Genomic DNA, 19,129 nt, shown 5'->3' with positions numbered 1-19,129 from the left:
CACAAATAAGTTAAAAACAAAATTTAAGTAATTATTGCGATATATTGATATTTATATGATAAAATCAAAATAAAAAGGATTTATATGAAAAAAGCAATTATTTTGCTAAATATGGGTGGAGCAGACGATCTATCTCAAGTTGAGATGTTTTTAAAAAATATGTTTAACGATCCATATATTTTGACTATAAAAAATTCAAAAATAAGAAGTATTTTGGCGTGGCTCATCACAAAAATGAGATTAAAAAGCGCTACTAGCAACTATGTGGTGCTTGGTGGTAAATCCCCTATAGGAGATATAACTAGATCATTAGTGGCCAAACTAAATCAAAAAATTAAAGTTGGCGAGATCAAATTTGATTATGCTATGAATTATACCCCACCTTTTGCAAATGATACGCTCAAAAAATATATAAATTTTGATGAAATAGTACTATTTCCACTGTATCCTCAGCACTCTTCTACGACGATCACTTCAAGTCTTGACGGGGCTAAAAAAGCTATAAGCGATCTTGGTATAAAAGCTAATATCAAAATAGTTGATTATTTTTACAAAGATGAAAATTATAATGACATCATAGTAAATAATATTAAAAATAAGACTTTAAATTTAGATACTAAAGATATTGATTTGATATTTTCATCTCACTCTTTGCCTAAAAAGATCATAGATAGCGGAGATTTGTACGAAAAGCATACAAAAGAACATGTTCAAATTTTAGCTGGTATGTTAAATAAAGCTGGGATCAAATTTAAAAGCGTATCTTTAGCGTATCAATCAAGGCTTGGACCAGTAGAGTGGTTAGGTCCAAATTTAAATGAAGTTTTGCCTAAACTTGAGAGTAAAAAAGCACTTATTTATCCGATCAGTTTTTGTATAGATAACTCAGAAACCGATTTTGAGCTTAGTATTGAGTATAGACATGTGGCAAATGAAAATAGATTTGAGTATTACGAAGTGGTAAAAGCACCAAATGATAGCGATGAATTTGTAAATTTTATAGCCAAAAAAGTTAGTCTAATATAATCCCAACTTCTGGCTCATCTACTTTTTGGGATTTTTTGATAGTAGGCATAGGAAACAAATATCCATTTTCTATCATTAGCTCTACCGTGTTTTTAAATATAGGTAATGCACTCCATGAAGCAAAATAATACGGATAAGGCTTCATAGGCTCTCTTACTAAAACGCCTATAGTATAGCTGTTGCCTTTAGAGTCATTTACAAAACCAAAAAAGCTTGCGTTGTATCTTTTGTCGCTATACCCACCGACTGTGGCTATGTGAGCAGTTCCTGTTTTTCCGCCTATACTAAGTCCGTCTATCCTAGCTTTTCTAGCTGTTCCTTTGTCGCTTTCGACTACTTTGATAAGAATTCTTTTCATAGTTTTTGCGACTTCTATAGGAAGAACGGTTTTTATCTCTTGTTCTTCTATCTTATAGGCTTTACCGTATTTTTCTAAATGACTTGCGATCCTCGGAGTTATCATAACTCCGTTATTATTTATGGTGTTGTACGCATTTAAAAGCTGCATAAATGTCGCTTGCAGACCATATCCGTAACTTAAAGTAGCACGGTAAGTTTTGTTTCTTAGCTCATTTATAGATGGTAAAAGTCCGACTTGCTCATAGCTTAAGTCTATGCCTGTTTTTTTCGAAAATCCAAAGTCTAAAAGACCGTTGTAAAGATCCACTTCACTAAGACGCTCTACTATTTGTATCATTCCTATATTTGATGATTCTACGATGATATCTTCAGCGCTTAAAAATGCGTTTTTGTGGCTATCTGTTATTATCCTTTGACCTAGTTTATATTTACCACCATAAGTGTTTATGATCTCTAAAGGATTTACTTTATTTTCTTTTAGCAATAAAGAAAATATAAAAGGTTTCATGACGGATCCGACTTCATAAGCATACTCGCTAGATGATGAATTTAGCGCTTTATAATCATTTCTGGTTATATTTGAAGGGTTGTATCTTTCAGTTGATGCTAATGATAGAATTTTGCCGGTTTTACTATCCATAATACCTACGATAACTTCTTTTGCTAAGAGATCGTTGGCTCTTTCATTTGCCATTTTTTCGATGATTTTTTGGAGTTTAAGAGATATATTTAAAACTACGTTATAGCCATCAATCCTTTTAGACAGATCAGCGTCACCTGATAAAATGATCGTATTTGCAAGATCTCTTGGACCTTTTATAAGAGCGTCTTGAGTAGAAGATAACAAGTTTTCATATACTTTTTCTATCCCTTTTACGCCTTCTACTTTTGTTATCCCGTCTTTTTCTACTTTTTTTATATATCCAATGGAGGGCGTAAAGGTATCTTCTGCCATATAAATTCTTTTTTCGCCACTTTCTACTATGCTCATACCTTGAGTCGTTACAAGCCCTGTTTTTGGATCTTCATAAGGTACGAAAACTTTTTTTCTATATAATTTTCTAGATAGCTCTTTGAGATACGCTGCGCCTTTGGCATCTATCTCATAAGATAAAGTTACCGTACCTTTTTTGCTTAAAATTTTTCTTATTTTTTTTGGATCATCTCCACTATAAAGAGTGTAAAGTTTGATAAAAAGCTCTTTTTTGTTTGGATCTATGTTTCTAGTATCTAGCATAGCTTTATATAGTTTTTGGCTACTTGCTATGTTAAATCCGTCTTGCGTGATGATAGAACCTCTTAAAGCACTGTCGAAATCACTGCTTTGCAGTTTTGGTAGATGACGATCAAGCAAGGCTCTATAAAATATAACTATGAGAAATAGGGTTATTCCAAAAATAATAAAACCAAAAAGTACATATACTTTTCCTTGGCTGTGGTGTTCATTCATTATTATAGTTGGGTTCTTGAAATTTCTTTATATGCACTTATGGCTTTATTGCGAATTTCTAGCATAAGTTTCATGCTAGTTTCGGCTTTTCCTATGGCGATCGCTGCTTGGTGTAAGTCTTTGACTTCACCTGTTGCTAGTTCGGCTACTGCTTTATCGGCTTTTACTTGAGTATCGTTTAGATCATTTAGAGCTTTATTTAACATATCAGAAAATCCACTTCCAGAACCATTTTGTTCTGTTTTTTTGGTTTGACTCTGTTCTTTTAAATTTGATATTTCAGAGATATTCATGATCATCTACCTTTTTATTTTAACATATCTATAGCGCTATTTGCGATAGTCTTTGCACTTTGAAATGCAGACACGTTTGCTTGATAAGCTCTTGTTGCTTCTATTAAATCGGCCATTTCAATAACTGGATTAATATTTGGAAGCATTATATATCCTTTTGCGTCGGCGTCTGGATGATTTGGATCAAATTTGAGTTTGAAATCTTTATCATCGCGTACGACTTTATCTACTATAACGCTCATCAAAGCTGGCTTTGGAAAATCAGGAGCGTCCGGATCGTCCAAAGGATTTTCATTTTGCAAAAAGTCATTTTTAGAATTTATAGTGTTATTTAGTTGTTTATCAAAATCAATAGCTTTAAAAATAACTTCTCTGCGACGATACGGACCGCCTTCAGCAGTTCTAGTTGTGTTAGCGTTTGCGATGTTTGAGCTTATAACGTTCATACGAAAACGTTGAGCGCTAAGTCCGTAACCGCTTATGTCAAAATCACTTAAGTATGCCATCATTTATCCTTAAAGTTTGCTACTTGAATCTATAACGCTTTTAAATATCTCGCCTTGTTTTTTGCTGGCGTAGTCTATGGCTTGAACCATTATAGCGTTTTTACTAAGCTCTGTTGTTTCTACGTCTAAATCTACGGTGTTTGCATCATTTCTTGCTGTGTGACCATCTCTTAGATAGATAGTCGGTAGATTACTAGCAGGAAAGTCGATATTTCCAAAATGCTTTGGATCTGTAGTCGCCATCTTAAATACGCCATAATCTCCATTTTGTCCATAGATCTCATTTTTTTTGGCTATAAGAGCCGATTCAAAATCAACGTCTTTTGATTTATAGTACGGAGTATCGATATTTGCTATATTGCTTGAAATGATTTGTTGACGTAAAACTCTACCTTCAAGAGCGGCTGCTACTAAAGGTCTTGACTTACTTGTTTGAAAGCCTACAAACATCTTTTCTCCTTATAAATTTATAATCAAAATAAGCAAATTTTGTTCCTAAATTTAGGAAATCAACTCACTAAATTTATCAAATCCGCAAAATTCCTCTTTTTTAATATCTAAAATATTTAAAAATTCATCTCTATTTAAATTTAATGCACCCATAAATTTAAGATGAGGATTCATAACTTGAGCATCAATGATAAAATTAAATTTATCCAAAGCTTTACAAAGAGCTATCAGAGCCACTTTTGATGCGTTTGTTTTTATGCTTATCATACTTTCCCCGCAAAAGATCTTACCTAAAATGAGGCCATAAAGCCCACCGATAAGCTCGTCATTTTCATAAACTTCTACACTATGAGCAAAGCCTAAATTGTGTAAATTTGTATAAGCAGCGATGATTTTGTCGCTTATCCAAGTAGGCTCGCTTCTTGCATTTTTACAAAGCGTTATAAGTCCTGTAAAATCGCTGTCAAATTTAACTTTATATTTTTTTAAAAACGGTTTTATGCTTTTTTGAACTCTCACTTCTTTTGGGTATAAAACAGCTCTAGGATCAGGCGACCACCAAAGTATCTCTTCGCCTTCCATAAACCACGGAAAAATACCTTTTTTATAAGCCCCAAGCAGAGCTTGGCTACTAAGATCGCCACCATAGGCGATAGGAGAGTGTTTTGGTGCATTTTTTGGGTCTGGAAAGTTATACATCATTTTTTAAATTTAAAAAGTTCTTTGAAGTCAAAAAATACTGTTATACCGCCGTTTATGCAAGGCATAAGTTCGCATTCTGGATAATAAAACGTTATACCAAGCGGACTTATACTGAAATTTTCGTTAAATGTTATGTTGTTAAAATCAAAAAATTCATCTTTTGCTTCTGAGTCGTTTTTTACTGCGGCATCTGCTTTAAATTTGCTTAGAATTTTGCTTTTTAGTAAATTTATAGCTTCGCTTGAGTTTAGATCATAAACGCTTTTTATATCAAAATCACTCAGATCTTTGTTTGAAATAACTCTATTTTTAGTCTGAAAAGTAGGATGAACTCCGTTAAAATTTGATATAAAAGTTTGATAGTTTGTCACATTTTCGTCTATATAATTTATATAACTTATAGACGAATAGTTTGAGTAAGGCTCATAAACCATAGTTTGGTTTTCATCAAATTCGCTTTTTATGAAGCATGTATTTTCATCATAGTAACTCAATACTTTGATGTTTTGTTTTTTGATAATTGGTAGGATTATCTTTTTAACTAGCATTTTTATCGTTACGTTTTCATCATTATACGAAACTTTTGCTATAGGAGAAAATACGATTCCGCTCTCATCTTTTTTGCCCTCATATCTTTTATCTCCTACATAAAATATGAAACTATTTAGATCTATAGTTTCATCGCTATTTTCGTCGCCGCAATTTTTTATGATATTATTATCTTTAAAATCATGGATATAAACCTTATAGCTCTTGTTTGCCGCATATATAAACTCGCCGCTAAAGCTCTGCGCATGAATCAGACCAAAACAAACAAATAGTATGGCTAGGATCTTCATGATCTGTCCTTGAAATCAAATTTAAACTCTTTATCAAAGTCTATAGCGACTTTTTTGCTAGTCTTAAGCTTGCCAAAAAGTAGCTCTTTTGCTAAAGTATTTATTATCTTATCTTTGATAACTCTTTTTAAATTTCTAGCGCCAAACTCAGGGTTATAGCCGATTCTTATGAGCTCTGTTACGGCTTTGCTGCTAAGTTTTATGCTTATTTTTGCCTCTTCGCTGGTCTCGCTAATAATTTTTGTGATTATTTTTTCAAGTACATCTTTGTTTAGAGGATTAAAATATACGATTTTGTCTATACGGTTTCTAAACTCGGATGCGAAGAAGTTGTTTATAGCGCGTCCTGTTTTACTCTCTTCGTCTTTTTTAAAGCCCATAATAGGAGCCTCTTTTGTACCTAAATTTGACGTCATTATAATGATTGTATTTTTAAAGTCGCTTTTGTTTCCTGCCCCGTCAGTTAGACTAGCGTTGTCAAAAATTTGTAAAAATATATTTAAAAGCTCGTCGTTTGCTTTTTCTATCTCATCAAATAAAATAACGCTGTAAGGGTGCTTTTTTACCATATTTGTCAAAAGTCCACCGTTTTCAAATCCGACGTATCCAGGAGGTGAGCCGATCAGCCTTGACACTGCATGTTTTTCCATATATTCGCTCATATCGTAGCGTTCAAAATGCACGTTTAAAGCATTTGCTAGCTCGCGTGCTAGCTCACTTTTTCCTACGCCGCTACTTCCGGTAAATAAAAATACTCCAATAGGTCTATTTTTTTCATTTAGTCCAGCGTATGAGCAGAGCAGAGCGTCATTTATGCAATATATGGCTTCATCTTGACCGTAAATTTTTGAAGTTAGATTATTTCTTAAATTTTTTAATAATTTTGTGCTATCCTCAGTATTGTTTAAATTTGATATATTTGCTATTTTTGAAACTATTTCTAGTATTAGCTTTTTGCTTATCTGCTTTTTGTGATTTATAGAGGCTTTTGCTCCTGCTTCATCTATGATATCTATGGAGCTATCAGGTAGAAATTTATCGCTCAAATACCTTTTTGCAAGGCTGATGCTAAGTTTTAAAATTTCGTCGTTATAAGTAACGTTATGGAATTTTTCATAGGTTGATTTTAGTCCTTTTAGTATCAAAAAACACTCATCTTCACTAGGTTCGCTTACGTCTATTTTTGCAAATCTTCTAAGCAGGGCTTTATCTTTGTTAAAGTTTCTAAACTCGCTATATGTAGTCGCTCCTATGCATCTTATGGCGCCGTTTGCAAGGTATGGTTTTAGCACACTTGCTATATCTACTGCACTTTCGCCACCATTTTGATTTAGTATTGTGTGGATTTCATCGATAAAAAGTATGTTGTTTTGGTTGGATTTTAGTTTATCGATAAGGAATTTTAATCTCTCTTCAAGCTCGCCCCTGTATTTTGCTCCTGCTAAAAGAGAAACAAGATCAAGCGAGTATATGACGCTATTTTTTAGCTTATCAGGTACATTGCCGTTTAATATCTTTTTTACTATTCCTTGAACGATAGCTGTTTTTCCAACGCCGGCTTCTCCTACAAAGATAGGATTATTTTTTTTATGTCTGCAAAGTGTCTGTAAGGCTGTATTTATCTCGTCTTCTCTGCCTATGATGGGATCAAAACTACTTGCTATCTCGTTTAAATTTGTAGCAAAATACTCTATATCATCATCTAAGTTTTCTTGCAAACCATGAAATTTAAGGATCTCATAAGCCGTAGAATCTTTGTCTTCTAAAATAGAATCAAAAAAATCATCTAAATCAAATTTATCTTTATTTACTGCTTTTGAGAGAATTTCATTTAGCTTGTACGTAGGTATTGGGTTTTTGTTAGGAAGGGCTTTTGGAAATCCGCTAAGTAAATTTTCTAAGTCCGCTTTTAAGGCTTCATGATCTTTTATGTTTAAATTTGATAGTTTTTGCAAAAACTCTTCATCATCCATCAAAACATAGATTATATGTTCTATGCTGATATATTCGTGTGATTTAAGCGTGGCTATTTGATTTGCTACTTTTATGATATTTGATAATTTAGGATCTAGCATTACTCTTCTTTTAAAATACATTTTAACGGAAAACCGTTTGTTTTGGCTAAATTTAAAACCTGTAGTTGTTTTGTTTTAGCAATTTCTTTTGTATATACGCCACAAACCGCACTTCCTATCTCGTGGATCTTTAGCATTAAATTTATAGCCTCATTACTGCTTTTAGAAAATATCTCTACTAAGATAAATACCACAAAATCCATAGTCGTGACATTGTCATTTAGCAGTATCACTTTATATAAATTTGGTTTAAAATCTTTTGTTTTTAGTTTTAGTAAAGATGCTTTTTTAGTTTGCACTTTTAATCCTACTTATATCTTTGCTTATCACATCTGTGCTTATGCTTCCTAGGTAAAATTTATTTCCTTGTTTGCCTTCTAGCGTATCTGTGAGTATTTGATAAACTCCATTTTTAAATACGACTTTAAATGGAATTTGCAAAGCGTGTTTATAGTCTATATCTTTTAAAATTTGATCAACTATACGCGCGTTTTCATCGCTGTTTGCTATAAAATAATATGCATTATATTTTTTTGAAAAGTTCTCTACGACGTCTTTGTCGCTTATTTTTTCAAAGTGTATAAGTCCTATAAGCATAAAATTCTCACTATTTTTAAGCTGATAATCCATAAGATGAGGCGCTTCTTTTTGGCATGGAACGCAGTAGGTTCCAAATATATCTATCATAACTATTTTATCGCTTCCTTTTAGTTTAAATCCGTGCTCACTTCTAACTAAGGTAGCTTTAGCACCGACTACGCTAGTAAGCTCTATCTCATCGCCTACTTTATATGGTTTGAAACTAGGTTCGCTTGAAACATCACTTTGGCTACAACCTGTTAGGAGCATAACGCAAAAACTAAGCATAAACACTATTTTTTTCATATTTCTTCCTTTTTTATAAATATCTTTTTATGGCGGCGCGAGCTTCTAAATCTGCTTCTTTTTTCTTTATCGCCTCTCTTTTGTCATGTAAATTTTTACCTTTTGCAAGAGCGATGGTAACTTTTACTATATTTTTACTGCTAAGATACAGCGACAGAGCGACTATAGTAAGTCCTTCTGTGCTTACTTGACCAAATAGTTTATCTATCTGCCTTTTATGCATAAGAAGTTTTCTAGGAGCTCTTTCGTCAGGTTTAAAGTGCATATTTGTGGTATTAAGATGGCTTATGTGAGCATTTAGCAAAAATATCTCACCGCGAATTATACGCACGAAACTATCTTTTAAATTTGCTCTACCGGCTCTTAAGGCTTTGACTTCGCTACCTTTTAGCACAATTCCAGCTTCAAAAGTTTCAAGTATGGTGTAGTCGTGAAATGCTTTTTTATTTCTTGCTAAATCTTTTGCCATAAACTCTCTTTCTATAAGGTTGATGATTATATCAAAAAATGATAAAATATTTTATAAATTTACTACTTTTGTTCTTTTAATGTTACACTAAAATTAGAAGTTTAAAGGCTTAAAGTAGCGATTAAAATCAAACGCTAAAGCTTATAATAATCACTCAAATATCTAGCGCTAAATTCATTTTAAAATAAATTTAGTACTTCCACTTCCGCTTAAAAACTCGTTTTGCTTAATGATTAAATTTGGATAAAGCTTCAAGCAAGGTCTTAATAAGTCGTTTAATTCATAATTTTGATATGAATGTAAAATCTCATTTGAGCTAAGTTGTTCTAAATTTTTAGCTAAGTTTAGATCAAATTTGCAAAAGTTTTGTCTAAATTCTCTAAACACTTTTGGAGTAGAGCAGAAAATATCGCTTGTTATAATCCCTAAATTTGGTACGTCATCATAGAAGTTTTCTACTATTTCACCAATTCCGCTGACATTTGCACTTTTGAACTCACTAACAAAAAATGCAACGTCTGCGCCTATATTTTTGCTGATTTTCATAAGCTTTTCTTTTGGTATTTTTAAATTTAACTCTTCATTTGCTAAATTTAAAAAAGCCGCTGCGTTAGAGCTTCCACCACCAAGTCCGCCACCACAAGGGATCTTTTTTATGAGCTTTACTTGATGAGTTGTAAAAAATTCGTCTAGTTCGTTTTTAAAGCCTAAGTTTTCTAGGGAAATTCTTGCTTTTTTGATGATATTTTCTGGTATGTAGTCATCTTTGATGAACTCATCTGTTGTTTTTTTTATAAAATTTATCTCATCATATAATTCTTCAAATAGCACGAAACGCGAGATTATCTCATGGTAATCCCCACGAGTTCCTATTATTTTTAAAAATATATTTAGCTTTGCGTAACTTCTCATTTTTGAAACTTTTTACTTAGCTCATCAAGCGAATTTTTACCAGTTGCACTAGCTTTTTGGTTTGAGATTGCTACTTCACTCACTAGTTCGCTTCTTAAAATAAGAATGCTTTTAGGTGCTTCTATGCCTATTTTTACGCTATTTTTTGAAGATTCTATTATTTTGATCTCTATATCTGTGCCAATTTGCACGGCTTCACCATTTTTTCTAGTTAATATCAGCATTTTTTACCTTATTTAAACGATATGAAATCACGCCGTTTTTTATCTCGATTATGCTAAAAAACTCATCAAATTTAACCAAATAAACCCCATCTGTCTTTATGCTAAATTCAAAAACTTCTAGCTTTTTGCCATCTTTTATATTTTTTGGATCACCAAGATACGAGTTTGTTTTTAGACTAAGAAATTTAGTAGGATCTAGCTCTTTTTCATTTTCATAGACGAACTTCCCCTCACTTACTCTTTTTAATGCACTTAAAGTTGCATTTACGCCTAGTTTTTTAGCAAAAATCTGGGCATAAGATCTTATATAAGAGCCTTCGCTAACGCTTAGACGAAGTGTTAAAAACGGATGTGAATAGTTTAAAATTTCACAGCTAAAAATCTGCATTTCGCAAGGCTTTAGCTCAAATTCCTCATCTTTTCTTGCTAGTTCATAAGCCCTTTTTCCGTCAATTTTTTTTGCACTAAATTTAGGCGGGATATACTTTATATTTCCTAGTAAATCTGATCTGACTATCTCTAAACTCTGCATAGAAAATGGTTTTAAAATATCGACTTTTGTTATGTTTTCATTATCTAAACTTTCACAAAATGCCCCTAGCCAGATAGTTGTTTCATATACTTTTGGAGACTTTGCTAGGTAGTTAAAAAGCCTTGTATAATTTCCAAAAGCCACTATCAAAACTCCACTTGCAAAAGGATCTAAAGTGCCAGAATATCCTGCTTTTTTTACGCCGTATTTTCTTTTTAACCTGCTTAAAAAATAGTTACTAGAAACAGCGGTCGGTTTATTTGCTACAAATAGTCGCTCTATCACAGTACTTTTTCCACAAAACTAGACATTATATCTTTGACGTTTCCGCCAAAATTTATTCTAAGCTTAAACTCTGATTTGACCTTTGTTACTTCCATAACTCTGCCTATACCAAAAATCTTATGTTTGATAAGATCACCTTTTTTAAATTCATTGCTACTTTCTATGACAAGTGAGCCTTCGCATAGTCCAGCTTCACTTAAGAATCTTGATTTATTAAGTCTAGTTCTTTGTCCCTTATAAAAGCGTGAGTTTGAATATGATAGGTTAAGCCCACTTTTTGCTCTTGTGATGGCGACATACGCAAGGCGTCTTTCTTCTTCGATATCGCTTCCATCTCCGATAAGTGGAAAAAATCCCTCTTCAAGCCCGATGACAAAAAGATGCTCAAACTCAAGCCCTTTGCTGGCATGAACGCTCATTATAGAGATAGCATCATCACTTATCCTATCTTGTTCGCTTTGCAAAGAGAGTTCGTTTAAAAACTCTTCTAGCTCGAAATTTGGTGAGTTTAGAATTTGATCTTTTAAAAGTGCGTAAAATTCGTCTATATTTGCTACTCTATCGACGCCATCAGGCATATTTTTATAGTATTCTTTTATACCAAAACTCTTATCTAGATCGCTTAAAAGATCATAAGGTGTTTTATCTTTTAGATCTCTTAGTGAGTTTGCAAAATCTAGTAAATTTAAGCGTAGTTTTTTGCCTACTACGTCATCGTCTATCATATATAAAGCGTTGTAAATAGAAGTCTTGTTCTCATAAGCAAATTTTTCCAGCTTTGCAAGACTTACTTTTCCAAGTCCGCGTTTTGGTCTGTTTATGACTCTATTTAGTGAAAAATCATCATTTGGATTTAATACAAGTCTTAGATACGCGACTATATCTTTTATCTCCATTCTTTCATAAAACTTTACTCCGCCAACCATTTTATATGGGATTTTGGCTTTATTTAAGCCGTCTTCTAAGCTACGAGATAGAGCATTTACCCTATAAAGTATGGCGATCTCATTAGCTTTTATTCCGCTAGAAAGTAGCTTTGTGATATGCTCTGATATGACTTTGGCTTCTATATTTTCGTCTGCGTTTTCTATGATTAAGATAGGGTTGATATCTTTTTTGGTGCTTATAAGCTTTTTGCCTAAACGACTTCTGTTGTGGTCTATGAGATCATTTGCAGCTTTTAAGATAGATGGAGTTGAGCGATAGTTTTCTTCTAGTTTTACTAGTTTGACATCTTTAAATTGATCTTTGAAATTTAGTATATTTTCTATCCTTGCGCCACGCCAACCATAAATGCTTTGATCATCATCTCCGACTACAACTAAATTTTCGTGTGTTAAGCAGAGTTTTCTAAGGAGTTTGTATTGCAAATCGTTTGTGTCTTGATACTCATCTACCATTATATATTGATATCTATTTGATATTTGGGTTGCTAGCTCATTGTTTAAACTAAGGATTTTATAAGTTAGCACTAAAAGATCGTCAAAATCGACGAGATTATTTGATACTAGATACTCTTCATATAGCTTATAGGCATTTGCTATTTTTTCATAATTATCTTTTGTAAATTCATTTTCTGCGCTTAGTTTTGAACTATTTAAAATATCTTGTTCGCTCAAAAGCAAGTTCTTATATCTAGAAATTTCGTTTGAGATAATAGAAGCTGGAATATTTGTTTCTATATCTTTTATGATCTTTTTTTTATCATCAGAATCTATGATAACAAAGTTGTTTTTTCTACCTAGTTCGTTTATGTAAAACTTTAAAAACAAAAGCCCAAATTTATGAAACGTACAGAGTAGGGGCGCACATGGTAAATTTGTATTTAGTAAATTCATAGCTCTATTTTTCATAGTGCTAGCGGCTTTGTTTGTAAAAGTAAGGGTTAGAGTATTTAAAGGGTCTATGCCTACTTCACTTATGAGATAAGCTAAGCGTGAAGTGATTGTTTTTGTTTTGCCGCTCCCTGCACCTGCAAGGATAAGCATCGCACCATCTATATGCGTAGCAGCATCTCTTTGAGCTTTATTTAAAGAATCTAATAAATTATCCATACTATCATTTTCGCTTTTAAATTTAAGTATTTCATTATATCATAGCTAAACTTTTAAACGTTTTAATACATTAAGGATAAAAATTATCTTGTAATTTTATATCTAATTTGTTACATAACTAAACACAATATTTAATATAATAGAGATAAGTTGCCAAAATAGCGATTTTAAAACTAATTTTAAAGCTATGGTTATATAATTGTTCAAAAATATAAAAATAATTGATGACATAAGGGATAAATATGGTTAATGAATTCAACAAGATCTACACTTTTATGGCTATAGTAAAAGAAAGAAGCTTTTCTAAAGCATCAAAAATCTTGGGCGTTTCTCAGCCTGCTGTTACTTTGCAGATAAAAAAGTTAGAAGAGATGCTTCAAACTACTCTTATCATGAGAAAGAAAAACGGTATCATCTTAACAAAAGAAGGTGAAAAGTTTTATAAGCTTTGTTTGAAATTTGAAGGTGCTATGTTCAGATTTAAAGAAGAGGCTGGACATATCAAAGATGCGAAAACTCCGATCGTAGTCGCTACGAATGTTTTATTAGGAGAGACTGTTTTGCCTATGATGCTTGATAAAATTTGTGATATAGCAGATAGTAGTTTGGATATAAAGATCACTGATCATACGAATTTGCTTCCTTATTTGCTAGATAGAAGATGTGATTTTGTTTTGATGACTGATAAAATTTATAACGAACAGCTCGTGTTTAAAGAGCTATTTGAATACAACGTCGTCCTTGTATCAAATTTCAAACAAAACTCGGCTATAAAGATCAATGATCTAGAAAAACATCTTTTTATAAAAGATAGAACAAAAACTTTTATAAATGCATATTTTGATCAATTCGGCATAGACTATGAAAACATTCCTACTGCTTATGTTATCGACGGTTCTATCGCGGTAAAATCAGCTATTATGAATAATAAAACAAAAGAATATTTCGCTTTTTTACCTAAATTTATAATAGAAAAAGAGCTGGAAAACGAAGATGTGTTTTTAGTAGAGATAGAAGATATAAAGATAGTAAGAAAGATATATATAGCAGGACTTAAAGAGAACGAAGATATAGTTGAAAAATTAGGAAATATGGAAATTACTATTGTTTATTAAAAAAATCTCTATTTTTTGGATTAGACATAAAAATATGCTTTGATTTTTGTGTCTTTATCTCATTTGATTTTTCTTCATATACTGCAAAATTTATGAGTATAGGGCTTTCTTCTATAAGTATTTGAACTACAGCGCCAAGCGGTATGGTAACTAAACTAGCAAAGTTCTCGTTACCAAATCCAGCTTCAAAACTGATATGCTTTTGTGATAAATTTGCGCTATCTAAGGTATATCCACCAAGAGTAAATAAAATAACTGGAGCGCTTAGATTTTTATTTATATCATCTGGGAGCTTCGGTTCAAATTTAGTATAATTTATATTTGCCAAGATAGAAAATGTTACGTCTTTTCTTAAAAGATACTCTAAACACTCATACACATGCATTTTCATAAGTGTTGCAAACTCTTCGTTTTTTAAAATATTTTCTATCATGATATTTCCTTTTTTTAAATTACGATGAACTCATCTACTAATTTTTTTATCTCATTCATTCCTATATCCCAAAACTCTTCTTTGTTTATATCAAAACCAAACATTGCTACCATATCTTTTGGACTTTTACTTCCACCTAGGCTTAAAAACTCTGTATAAATTCGAACGAAATCCTCGCATTTTCCGCTTTTATATAGTCCAAATAGAGCTAAAACAAGCAATTGAGCGTAACCATAAGCGTAGCAATAAAACGGAGAATGGATGAAATGTGGTATATAACTCCACCAGATTTTATAATAATCATTTAAAACAAGACTATCTCCAAACATCTTCTTGCTTTCTTCTAACCAAATTCTATTTAGCTCATCGCTTGAAATTTCGCCCTCATAAGCATGGACTTTGCGTTCAAAAGTAGTAAAATTTATCTGACGATAAAGAGTTGAAAATATATCTTCTAATTTTCCTGCAAGCAGACCAATACGCTTATTTTGCGGTGTTTTGTTTTTGATGTATTCAAAAACAAGCATTTCGCAAAAAACAGAAGCTGTTTCTGCTGTTGTAAGAGGGGTATCTGAGTTCAAAAGTCCTACTTGATAGCTAAGATATTGATGAATTGCGTGTCCTAACTCATGAGCTAGCGTAAAAACGTCTCTTCTTTTATCAGTATAGTTTAAAAGTACAAATGGATGTGTGTCTGCACTAGAAGAGCAAGAAAATGCTCCGCTTTGTTTGTTTTGCACTGGATATACATCACACCAGTTTTCATCAAACGCTTTTTGGGCTAAATTTCCAAATGTAGGACTAAAATCAGTAAATGCTTTTAAAACTATATCTTTTGCCTCTTTAAAATCAAACTTTGCATCATCGTCAAGTGGCGCGTATCTGTCGTAGTCATAAAGCTTTTCATAACCTAAAATCTCGCGTTTTTTATTATAGAATTTAGAGACTAAATCGAAGTTTTCTTCAGTCACTTTTATGAGTGAATCTACGCTGAGTTTATCTATTTGGTTGCTTTGGTGACGGGGAGTTTCTGGGAATTCGTAATTTCGCAGCTCACATTCGTTTTTTAGATCAGTTTTTATCATATTGTAGATAAAGGTCAAAAGATGCTGATTTTTACCTAAAGTATCACTAAGAGACAAGGCGGCTTTTTTTCTTATCTCTCTATCTTTATCAAACATTTTTGAGAGAATTTCTTCTTCGCTTAACTCTTTATCTTCAAATTTGAATTTAAGTTTTGCCATACTTTCGTCAAATAGTCTTGAAAATGCGTCTGCGCCTGTATTTGAAGTGCGAAGCAGTATCCTTTCCTCAGCTAGGCTTAGTTGATGAGGTTTATTTTTCAAGCTTAGCTCTAAATAGTAGCTGTACGGCTTACAAAACTCTATGAAAATATCTTGTTTTTCTTTTGAAATTTGGTTGAATTCAAGCATAAAAAACAGCATTTTTTCTTCTATCTTCGTGCAAATTTCTTCATATTTTGCTAAAAGCGCACCTTTTGAAGTATCTTTTGCGAAGCTAAGCTGCGCATAACTCATAATCTTATTTAAATTGCAAGCGATATCTTCATACTCTTTTATCGCAAGTAAAAAATCATCCGGATTTAGATTATTTAAATTTGAGTTGTATGTTTGGTTAAATTTAAGTGCTTTTTCTTCCGTGATTTTAGAAAATTTATCAAGTTCATCTAAGTTTTTAAAAAATATAGTTAGATCCCAAGTCATAATATTCCTTTAATTTAAAGAAAATATTATATCAAAAAAGAGTAAAAAAAGGAATTGCAAATTATGCAAATCCTTTAAATTTAATTCTTAGAAGCTATAGCTGTAAAAAGTACGTCTGTTGAACTGTTTAACGCGGTCTCGACTGAGTCTTGAATGACTCCGATTATGAATCCTACTGCTACTACTTGCATAGCTATGTCGTTGCTTATACCAAATAACGAACAAGCAAGCGGAATAAGCATAAGTGATCCTCCAGCTACCCCGCTAGCTCCACACGCTCCTATTGCGGCGATCACGCTAAGTAAAATGGCGTCTAAAAAGCCTATTTGGATATTTGGCGTATTTACAGCACTTAGTGCTAAAACGGCTATGGTTACAGCAGCTCCAGCCATATTTATAGTTGCTCCTAGAGGAATAGATATAGAATAGAGTTTTTCATCTAAATTTAACTTTTTGCAAAGATTCATATTTACAGGGATATTTGCCGCACTGCTTCTAGTGAAAAATGCAGTGACCGCACTCTCTTTTACGCAAGTCATTATGAGTGGATATGGATTTTTCTTTGTTACAAAATAAACTATGAGAGCATTTATCACAAATACTACAAAAAGCATAGTGCCCACCAAAACAATAAGAAGTTTAGCGTACCCTCCAAGCGCTTCAAAACCTGTTTGTGCTACGCTAGTGCTAACAAGTCCAAATATACCAAATGGTGCTAAACGAATGATAAATTTAACTACCTTAGTGACGCCCTCACTGATATCTTTAAACATTTTTTTTGTTTCTATGGCGCAGTGGCGAAGAGCTATGCCCATACCTATAGCCCAAGTAAGAATTCCTATATAATTTCCTGTGCTTAGAGCGTGAACTGGGTTATCTACCATTTTAAAAACAAGATCTTTTAACACGACTATTATGCTTTGCGGTGCTAGAAGTTCGGCATTGTTTGTTTGGAGAACTAAAGTCGTTGGAAACAAAAAGCTAGCGATAACAGCAGAAAGAGATGCTAAAAACGTACCTATGAGATATAGCATAATGATCTTTTTAAGTCCATTCGCATTGCCAAACTCTTTTACTATTATAGAAGATGATATTAGTATAAAAACCAAGATAGGAGCTACTGATTTTAGTGCGCCTACAAACAAACTTCCTAGTATAGACATACTATTTGCGATAGAAAGAGCCATTTGATTGCCCGAGTTTGCTATAAATCCAAGCACAGCACCAAGCACTATGCCGATTATTATTTGAAGTATTAAGTTGCCATCCATATAACGTTTTGTTATCCCTCTAAGCATTCCCATTTTAACCCTTTTTTTTGTATTTATTAAATTAAGGTATTTATTATAGTTAGATTGTTATTAAATGAAAATTAAATTTAGTAGACATTGTCAAAATATAAGCTTTTTATAAAAAAACATTAATCTACATTTCAATTTTTGTATGCTACAATCCACCCCAAATTTATAACAATAAGGATTCTAAATAATGTATTTATTTACAAGCGAAGTAGTAAGCCCTGGCCATCCAGATAAATGTGCAGATATCATCGCAGATAGCATAGTCGATGCAATACTTAAAAAAGATCCAAATGGTCGCGTTGCAAGTGAGGTTTTTGTTGCTGGAAAACACATCGTAATAGGTGGCGAAGTAAATGCTAAGGTTGATTTTACTCATCAAGATTATAGAAATATCGTAAAAGAAACATTAAAGAAGATAGGATATAACGGAAATCCGTATTTCACAAGAGCTCAATGTTTGCACCCTGAGGACATTGAAGTAGATGTATTTTTAAATCAGCAAAGTCCAGATATAAATCAAGGAGTTGATCAAAGTAGCGGTGAAATAGGCGCTGGAGATCAAGGCATCATGTTTGGATTTGCTTCAAGTGAAACTGAAAATTTGATGCCAGCGGCGATAACTTACGCAAGAGTGCTTTGCGATAAAGTTTATGATTACGCTCTTAAAAATCCAGATAAACTAGGTGTAGATATAAAAACTCAAGTAACTATAGACTATGGTACAAAATCAAATTTCGAGAATTGTAAACCAGAGTCTATCCATACTATAGTAGTAAGCGCTCCAAGCGTTGAGAGCCTAAAAATAGAAGAAGTAAGAGCTTTAATCCAAAGTTTGATAGATGATGCTGGGCTTCCAAAAGAGCTTTATAACAAAGATAAAACTATCATCTACATAAATCCAACAGGACGTTATGTAAATCATAGCTCGCTCCATGATAGTGGACTAACAGGTAGAAAGCTTATCGTAGATAGTTTTGGCGGATACTCACCTATAGGTGGTGGTGCTCAAAGCAGTAAAGACTATACGAAAGTCGATCGTAGTGGACTTTATGCGGCGAGATGGATAGCAAAAAATATAGTTGCGGCAGGACTTGCTAAAAAATGTATTGTACAGCTAAGTTACGCTATAGGCGTCGCAAAACCAGTAAGTGTGAGTGTGGATTGTATGGGAACAAACAAGAGTGTAAATGATGATAAACTATCTAAATTTGTTCATGAGAACTTTGCATTAACTCCAAGATGGATTACAAATAAATTTGGACTAGACAAGCCTAATAAAGATACATTTTTATACGCTGAGGTTGCTGCTAAAGGACAAGTTGGAATTTCAGGCTATCCATGGGAAAAGCTAGATGCTATAGAACTTTTTGAAAAATTAAAATAACTCTAAATTTAGCACCTTTTTTGGTGCTAAACCATTAAAATTTTTAAATAATAAAATTTATTAATTACTTAGCTAAATTTAAACTAAATTATCATATAATGCGCCATATT

At 32.7% G+C, this 19,129-nt stretch carries 20 protein-coding genes; 3 read left to right on the top strand and 17 right to left on the bottom strand.

Annotated elements, in window-relative coordinates; all coding sequences use genetic code 11:
• The first annotated feature begins 84 nt into the window (after positions 1-84).
• Entirely contained in the window at positions 85-1,026 is a 942-nt protein-coding gene (gene hemH / locus CHHT_RS05430) for a ferrochelatase (protein ID WP_034960968.1), read from the top strand.
• Here the strand turns inward: hemH and CHHT_RS05425 are convergent.
• From CHHT_RS05425 to CHHT_RS05360, 14 genes are all read right to left on the bottom strand, one after another.
• Positions 1,013-2,836, bottom strand: a complete 1,824-nt coding sequence (locus tag CHHT_RS05425; RefSeq protein WP_034960971.1) for a peptidoglycan D,D-transpeptidase FtsI family protein — start codon at positions 2,834-2,836, stop codon at positions 1,013-1,015. The two genes, hemH and CHHT_RS05425, sit on opposite strands and share 14 nt — an antisense overlap.
• A 2-nt stretch (positions 2,837-2,838) precedes the next feature.
• Positions 2,839-3,129 (bottom strand): flagellar hook-basal body complex protein FliE, encoded by a 291-nt coding sequence (fliE, locus tag CHHT_RS05420; protein ID WP_081046490.1) that lies wholly within the window; start codon positions 3,127-3,129, stop codon positions 2,839-2,841.
• 14 nt (positions 3,130-3,143) lie between these two features.
• Complete coding sequence (gene flgC, locus CHHT_RS05415) at positions 3,144-3,635, bottom strand: flagellar basal body rod protein FlgC (protein WP_034960977.1); 492 nt, start codon at positions 3,633-3,635, stop codon at positions 3,144-3,146.
• A gap of 9 nt (positions 3,636-3,644) precedes the next feature.
• On the bottom strand, positions 3,645-4,085 hold the full coding sequence (gene flgB, locus CHHT_RS05410) for a flagellar basal body rod protein FlgB (RefSeq protein WP_034960979.1): 441 nt from the start codon (positions 4,083-4,085) through the stop codon (positions 3,645-3,647).
• 51 nt (positions 4,086-4,136) lie between these two features.
• Complete coding sequence (gene aat, locus CHHT_RS05405; protein ID WP_034960981.1) at positions 4,137-4,787, bottom strand: leucyl/phenylalanyl-tRNA--protein transferase; 651 nt, start codon at positions 4,785-4,787, stop codon at positions 4,137-4,139.
• Entirely contained in the window at positions 4,784-5,626 is an 843-nt protein-coding gene (locus CHHT_RS05400; protein WP_034960983.1) for an RsiV family protein, read from the bottom strand. The genes aat and CHHT_RS05400 overlap by 4 nt, the downstream gene beginning before the upstream one ends.
• Positions 5,623-7,701, bottom strand: coding sequence for an AAA family ATPase (locus CHHT_RS05395; RefSeq protein ID WP_034960986.1), 2,079 nt, complete (start codon positions 7,699-7,701; stop codon positions 5,623-5,625). The genes CHHT_RS05400 and CHHT_RS05395 overlap by 4 nt, the downstream gene beginning before the upstream one ends.
• Positions 7,701-8,000: an ATP-dependent Clp protease adaptor ClpS gene (locus CHHT_RS05390; RefSeq protein ID WP_034960988.1), complete on the bottom strand. Its 300-nt coding sequence runs from the start codon at positions 7,998-8,000 to the stop codon at positions 7,701-7,703. Before CHHT_RS05390 ends, CHHT_RS05395 begins: the two co-directional genes overlap by 1 nt.
• Positions 7,990-8,586, bottom strand: a complete 597-nt coding sequence (locus CHHT_RS05385) for a thioredoxin domain-containing protein (RefSeq protein WP_034960990.1) — start codon at positions 8,584-8,586, stop codon at positions 7,990-7,992. Before CHHT_RS05385 ends, CHHT_RS05390 begins: the two co-directional genes overlap by 11 nt.
• Before the next feature lie 13 nt (positions 8,587-8,599).
• Positions 8,600-9,055: an SsrA-binding protein SmpB gene (gene smpB, locus CHHT_RS05380; protein WP_034960993.1), complete on the bottom strand. Its 456-nt coding sequence runs from the start codon at positions 9,053-9,055 to the stop codon at positions 8,600-8,602.
• A gap of 174 nt (positions 9,056-9,229) precedes the next feature.
• Positions 9,230-9,967, bottom strand: coding sequence for a 4-(cytidine 5'-diphospho)-2-C-methyl-D-erythritol kinase (locus CHHT_RS05375; RefSeq protein ID WP_034960995.1), 738 nt, complete (start codon positions 9,965-9,967; stop codon positions 9,230-9,232).
• Positions 9,964-10,191: a carbon storage regulator CsrA gene (gene csrA / locus CHHT_RS05370; RefSeq protein WP_034960997.1), complete on the bottom strand. Its 228-nt coding sequence runs from the start codon at positions 10,189-10,191 to the stop codon at positions 9,964-9,966. Before csrA ends, CHHT_RS05375 begins: the two co-directional genes overlap by 4 nt.
• Positions 10,175-11,005: a tRNA pseudouridine(55) synthase TruB gene (gene truB / locus CHHT_RS05365; protein ID WP_034961525.1), complete on the bottom strand. Its 831-nt coding sequence runs from the start codon at positions 11,003-11,005 to the stop codon at positions 10,175-10,177. The genes csrA and truB overlap by 17 nt, the downstream gene beginning before the upstream one ends.
• The gene (locus tag CHHT_RS05360) at positions 11,005-13,062 is read right to left on the bottom strand and encodes an ATP-dependent helicase (RefSeq protein WP_034961000.1); all 2,058 of its coding nucleotides are present in this window, start codon (positions 13,060-13,062) and stop codon (positions 11,005-11,007) included. The genes truB and CHHT_RS05360 overlap by 1 nt, the downstream gene beginning before the upstream one ends.
• Before the next feature lie 242 nt (positions 13,063-13,304).
• On the opposite strand from CHHT_RS05360, the gene CHHT_RS05355 reads away from it, so the two are divergent.
• The gene (locus CHHT_RS05355) at positions 13,305-14,177 is read left to right on the top strand and encodes a LysR family transcriptional regulator (RefSeq protein ID WP_059432214.1); all 873 of its coding nucleotides are present in this window, start codon (positions 13,305-13,307) and stop codon (positions 14,175-14,177) included.
• Here the strand turns inward: CHHT_RS05355 and CHHT_RS05350 are convergent.
• From CHHT_RS05350 to sstT, 3 genes are all read right to left on the bottom strand, one after another.
• A complete protein-coding gene (locus tag CHHT_RS05350; protein ID WP_034961001.1) occupies positions 14,164-14,610 on the bottom strand; it encodes a hypothetical protein in 447 nt (148 codons plus the stop codon). The two genes, CHHT_RS05355 and CHHT_RS05350, sit on opposite strands and share 14 nt — an antisense overlap.
• Before the next feature lie 14 nt (positions 14,611-14,624).
• On the bottom strand, positions 14,625-16,337 hold the full coding sequence (locus CHHT_RS05345) for a M3 family oligoendopeptidase (protein WP_034961003.1): 1,713 nt from the start codon (positions 16,335-16,337) through the stop codon (positions 14,625-14,627).
• Positions 16,338-16,414: 77 nt separating this feature from the next.
• Positions 16,415-17,638, bottom strand: coding sequence for a serine/threonine transporter SstT (gene sstT / locus CHHT_RS05340; RefSeq protein WP_083427816.1), 1,224 nt, complete (start codon positions 17,636-17,638; stop codon positions 16,415-16,417).
• A gap of 184 nt (positions 17,639-17,822) precedes the next feature.
• Between sstT and metK the strand changes: the two genes are divergently transcribed.
• The gene (gene metK / locus CHHT_RS05335; RefSeq protein ID WP_034961008.1) at positions 17,823-19,019 is read left to right on the top strand and encodes a methionine adenosyltransferase; all 1,197 of its coding nucleotides are present in this window, start codon (positions 17,823-17,825) and stop codon (positions 19,017-19,019) included.
• The last annotated feature ends 110 nt before the right edge of the window (positions 19,020-19,129 follow it).

The organism is Campylobacter hyointestinalis subsp. hyointestinalis, assembly GCF_013372145.1.
GTDB lineage: Bacteria > Campylobacterota > Campylobacteria > Campylobacterales > Campylobacteraceae > Campylobacter > Campylobacter hyointestinalis.
This window is presented reverse-complemented; position numbering and strand designations above follow the sequence as displayed.

Bases quoted from the DNA above. Each gene is read 5' to 3' on its own strand.
- hemH (WP_034960968.1), top strand. From the start codon at position 85: ATGAAAAAAGCAATTATTTTGCTAAATATGGGTGGAGCAGACGATCTA.
- CHHT_RS05425 (WP_034960971.1), bottom strand. From the start codon at position 2,836: ATGAATGAACACCACAGCCAAGGAAAAGTATATGTACTTTTTGGTTTT.
- fliE (WP_081046490.1), bottom strand. From the start codon at position 3,129: ATGAATATCTCTGAAATATCAAATTTAAAAGAACAGAGTCAAACCAAA.
- flgC (WP_034960977.1), bottom strand. From the start codon at position 3,635: ATGGCATACTTAAGTGATTTTGACATAAGCGGTTACGGACTTAGCGCT.
- flgB (WP_034960979.1), bottom strand. From the start codon at position 4,085: ATGTTTGTAGGCTTTCAAACAAGTAAGTCAAGACCTTTAGTAGCAGCC.
- aat (WP_034960981.1), bottom strand. From the start codon at position 4,787: ATGATGTATAACTTTCCAGACCCAAAAAATGCACCAAAACACTCTCCT.
- CHHT_RS05400 (WP_034960983.1), bottom strand. From the start codon at position 5,626: ATGAAGATCCTAGCCATACTATTTGTTTGTTTTGGTCTGATTCATGCG.
- CHHT_RS05395 (WP_034960986.1), bottom strand. From the start codon at position 7,701: ATGCTAGATCCTAAATTATCAAATATCATAAAAGTAGCAAATCAAATA.
- CHHT_RS05385 (WP_034960990.1), bottom strand. From the start codon at position 8,586: ATGAAAAAAATAGTGTTTATGCTTAGTTTTTGCGTTATGCTCCTAACA.
- smpB (WP_034960993.1), bottom strand. From the start codon at position 9,055: ATGGCAAAAGATTTAGCAAGAAATAAAAAAGCATTTCACGACTACACC.
- CHHT_RS05375 (WP_034960995.1), bottom strand. From the start codon at position 9,967: ATGAGAAGTTACGCAAAGCTAAATATATTTTTAAAAATAATAGGAACT.
- csrA (WP_034960997.1), bottom strand. From the start codon at position 10,191: ATGCTGATATTAACTAGAAAAAATGGTGAAGCCGTGCAAATTGGCACA.
- CHHT_RS05360 (WP_034961000.1), bottom strand. From the start codon at position 13,062: ATGGATAATTTATTAGATTCTTTAAATAAAGCTCAAAGAGATGCTGCT.
- CHHT_RS05355 (WP_059432214.1), top strand. From the start codon at position 13,305: ATGGTTAATGAATTCAACAAGATCTACACTTTTATGGCTATAGTAAAA.
- CHHT_RS05350 (WP_034961001.1), bottom strand. From the start codon at position 14,610: ATGATAGAAAATATTTTAAAAAACGAAGAGTTTGCAACACTTATGAAA.
- sstT (WP_083427816.1), bottom strand. From the start codon at position 17,638: ATGGGAATGCTTAGAGGGATAACAAAACGTTATATGGATGGCAACTTA.
- metK (WP_034961008.1), top strand. From the start codon at position 17,823: ATGTATTTATTTACAAGCGAAGTAGTAAGCCCTGGCCATCCAGATAAA.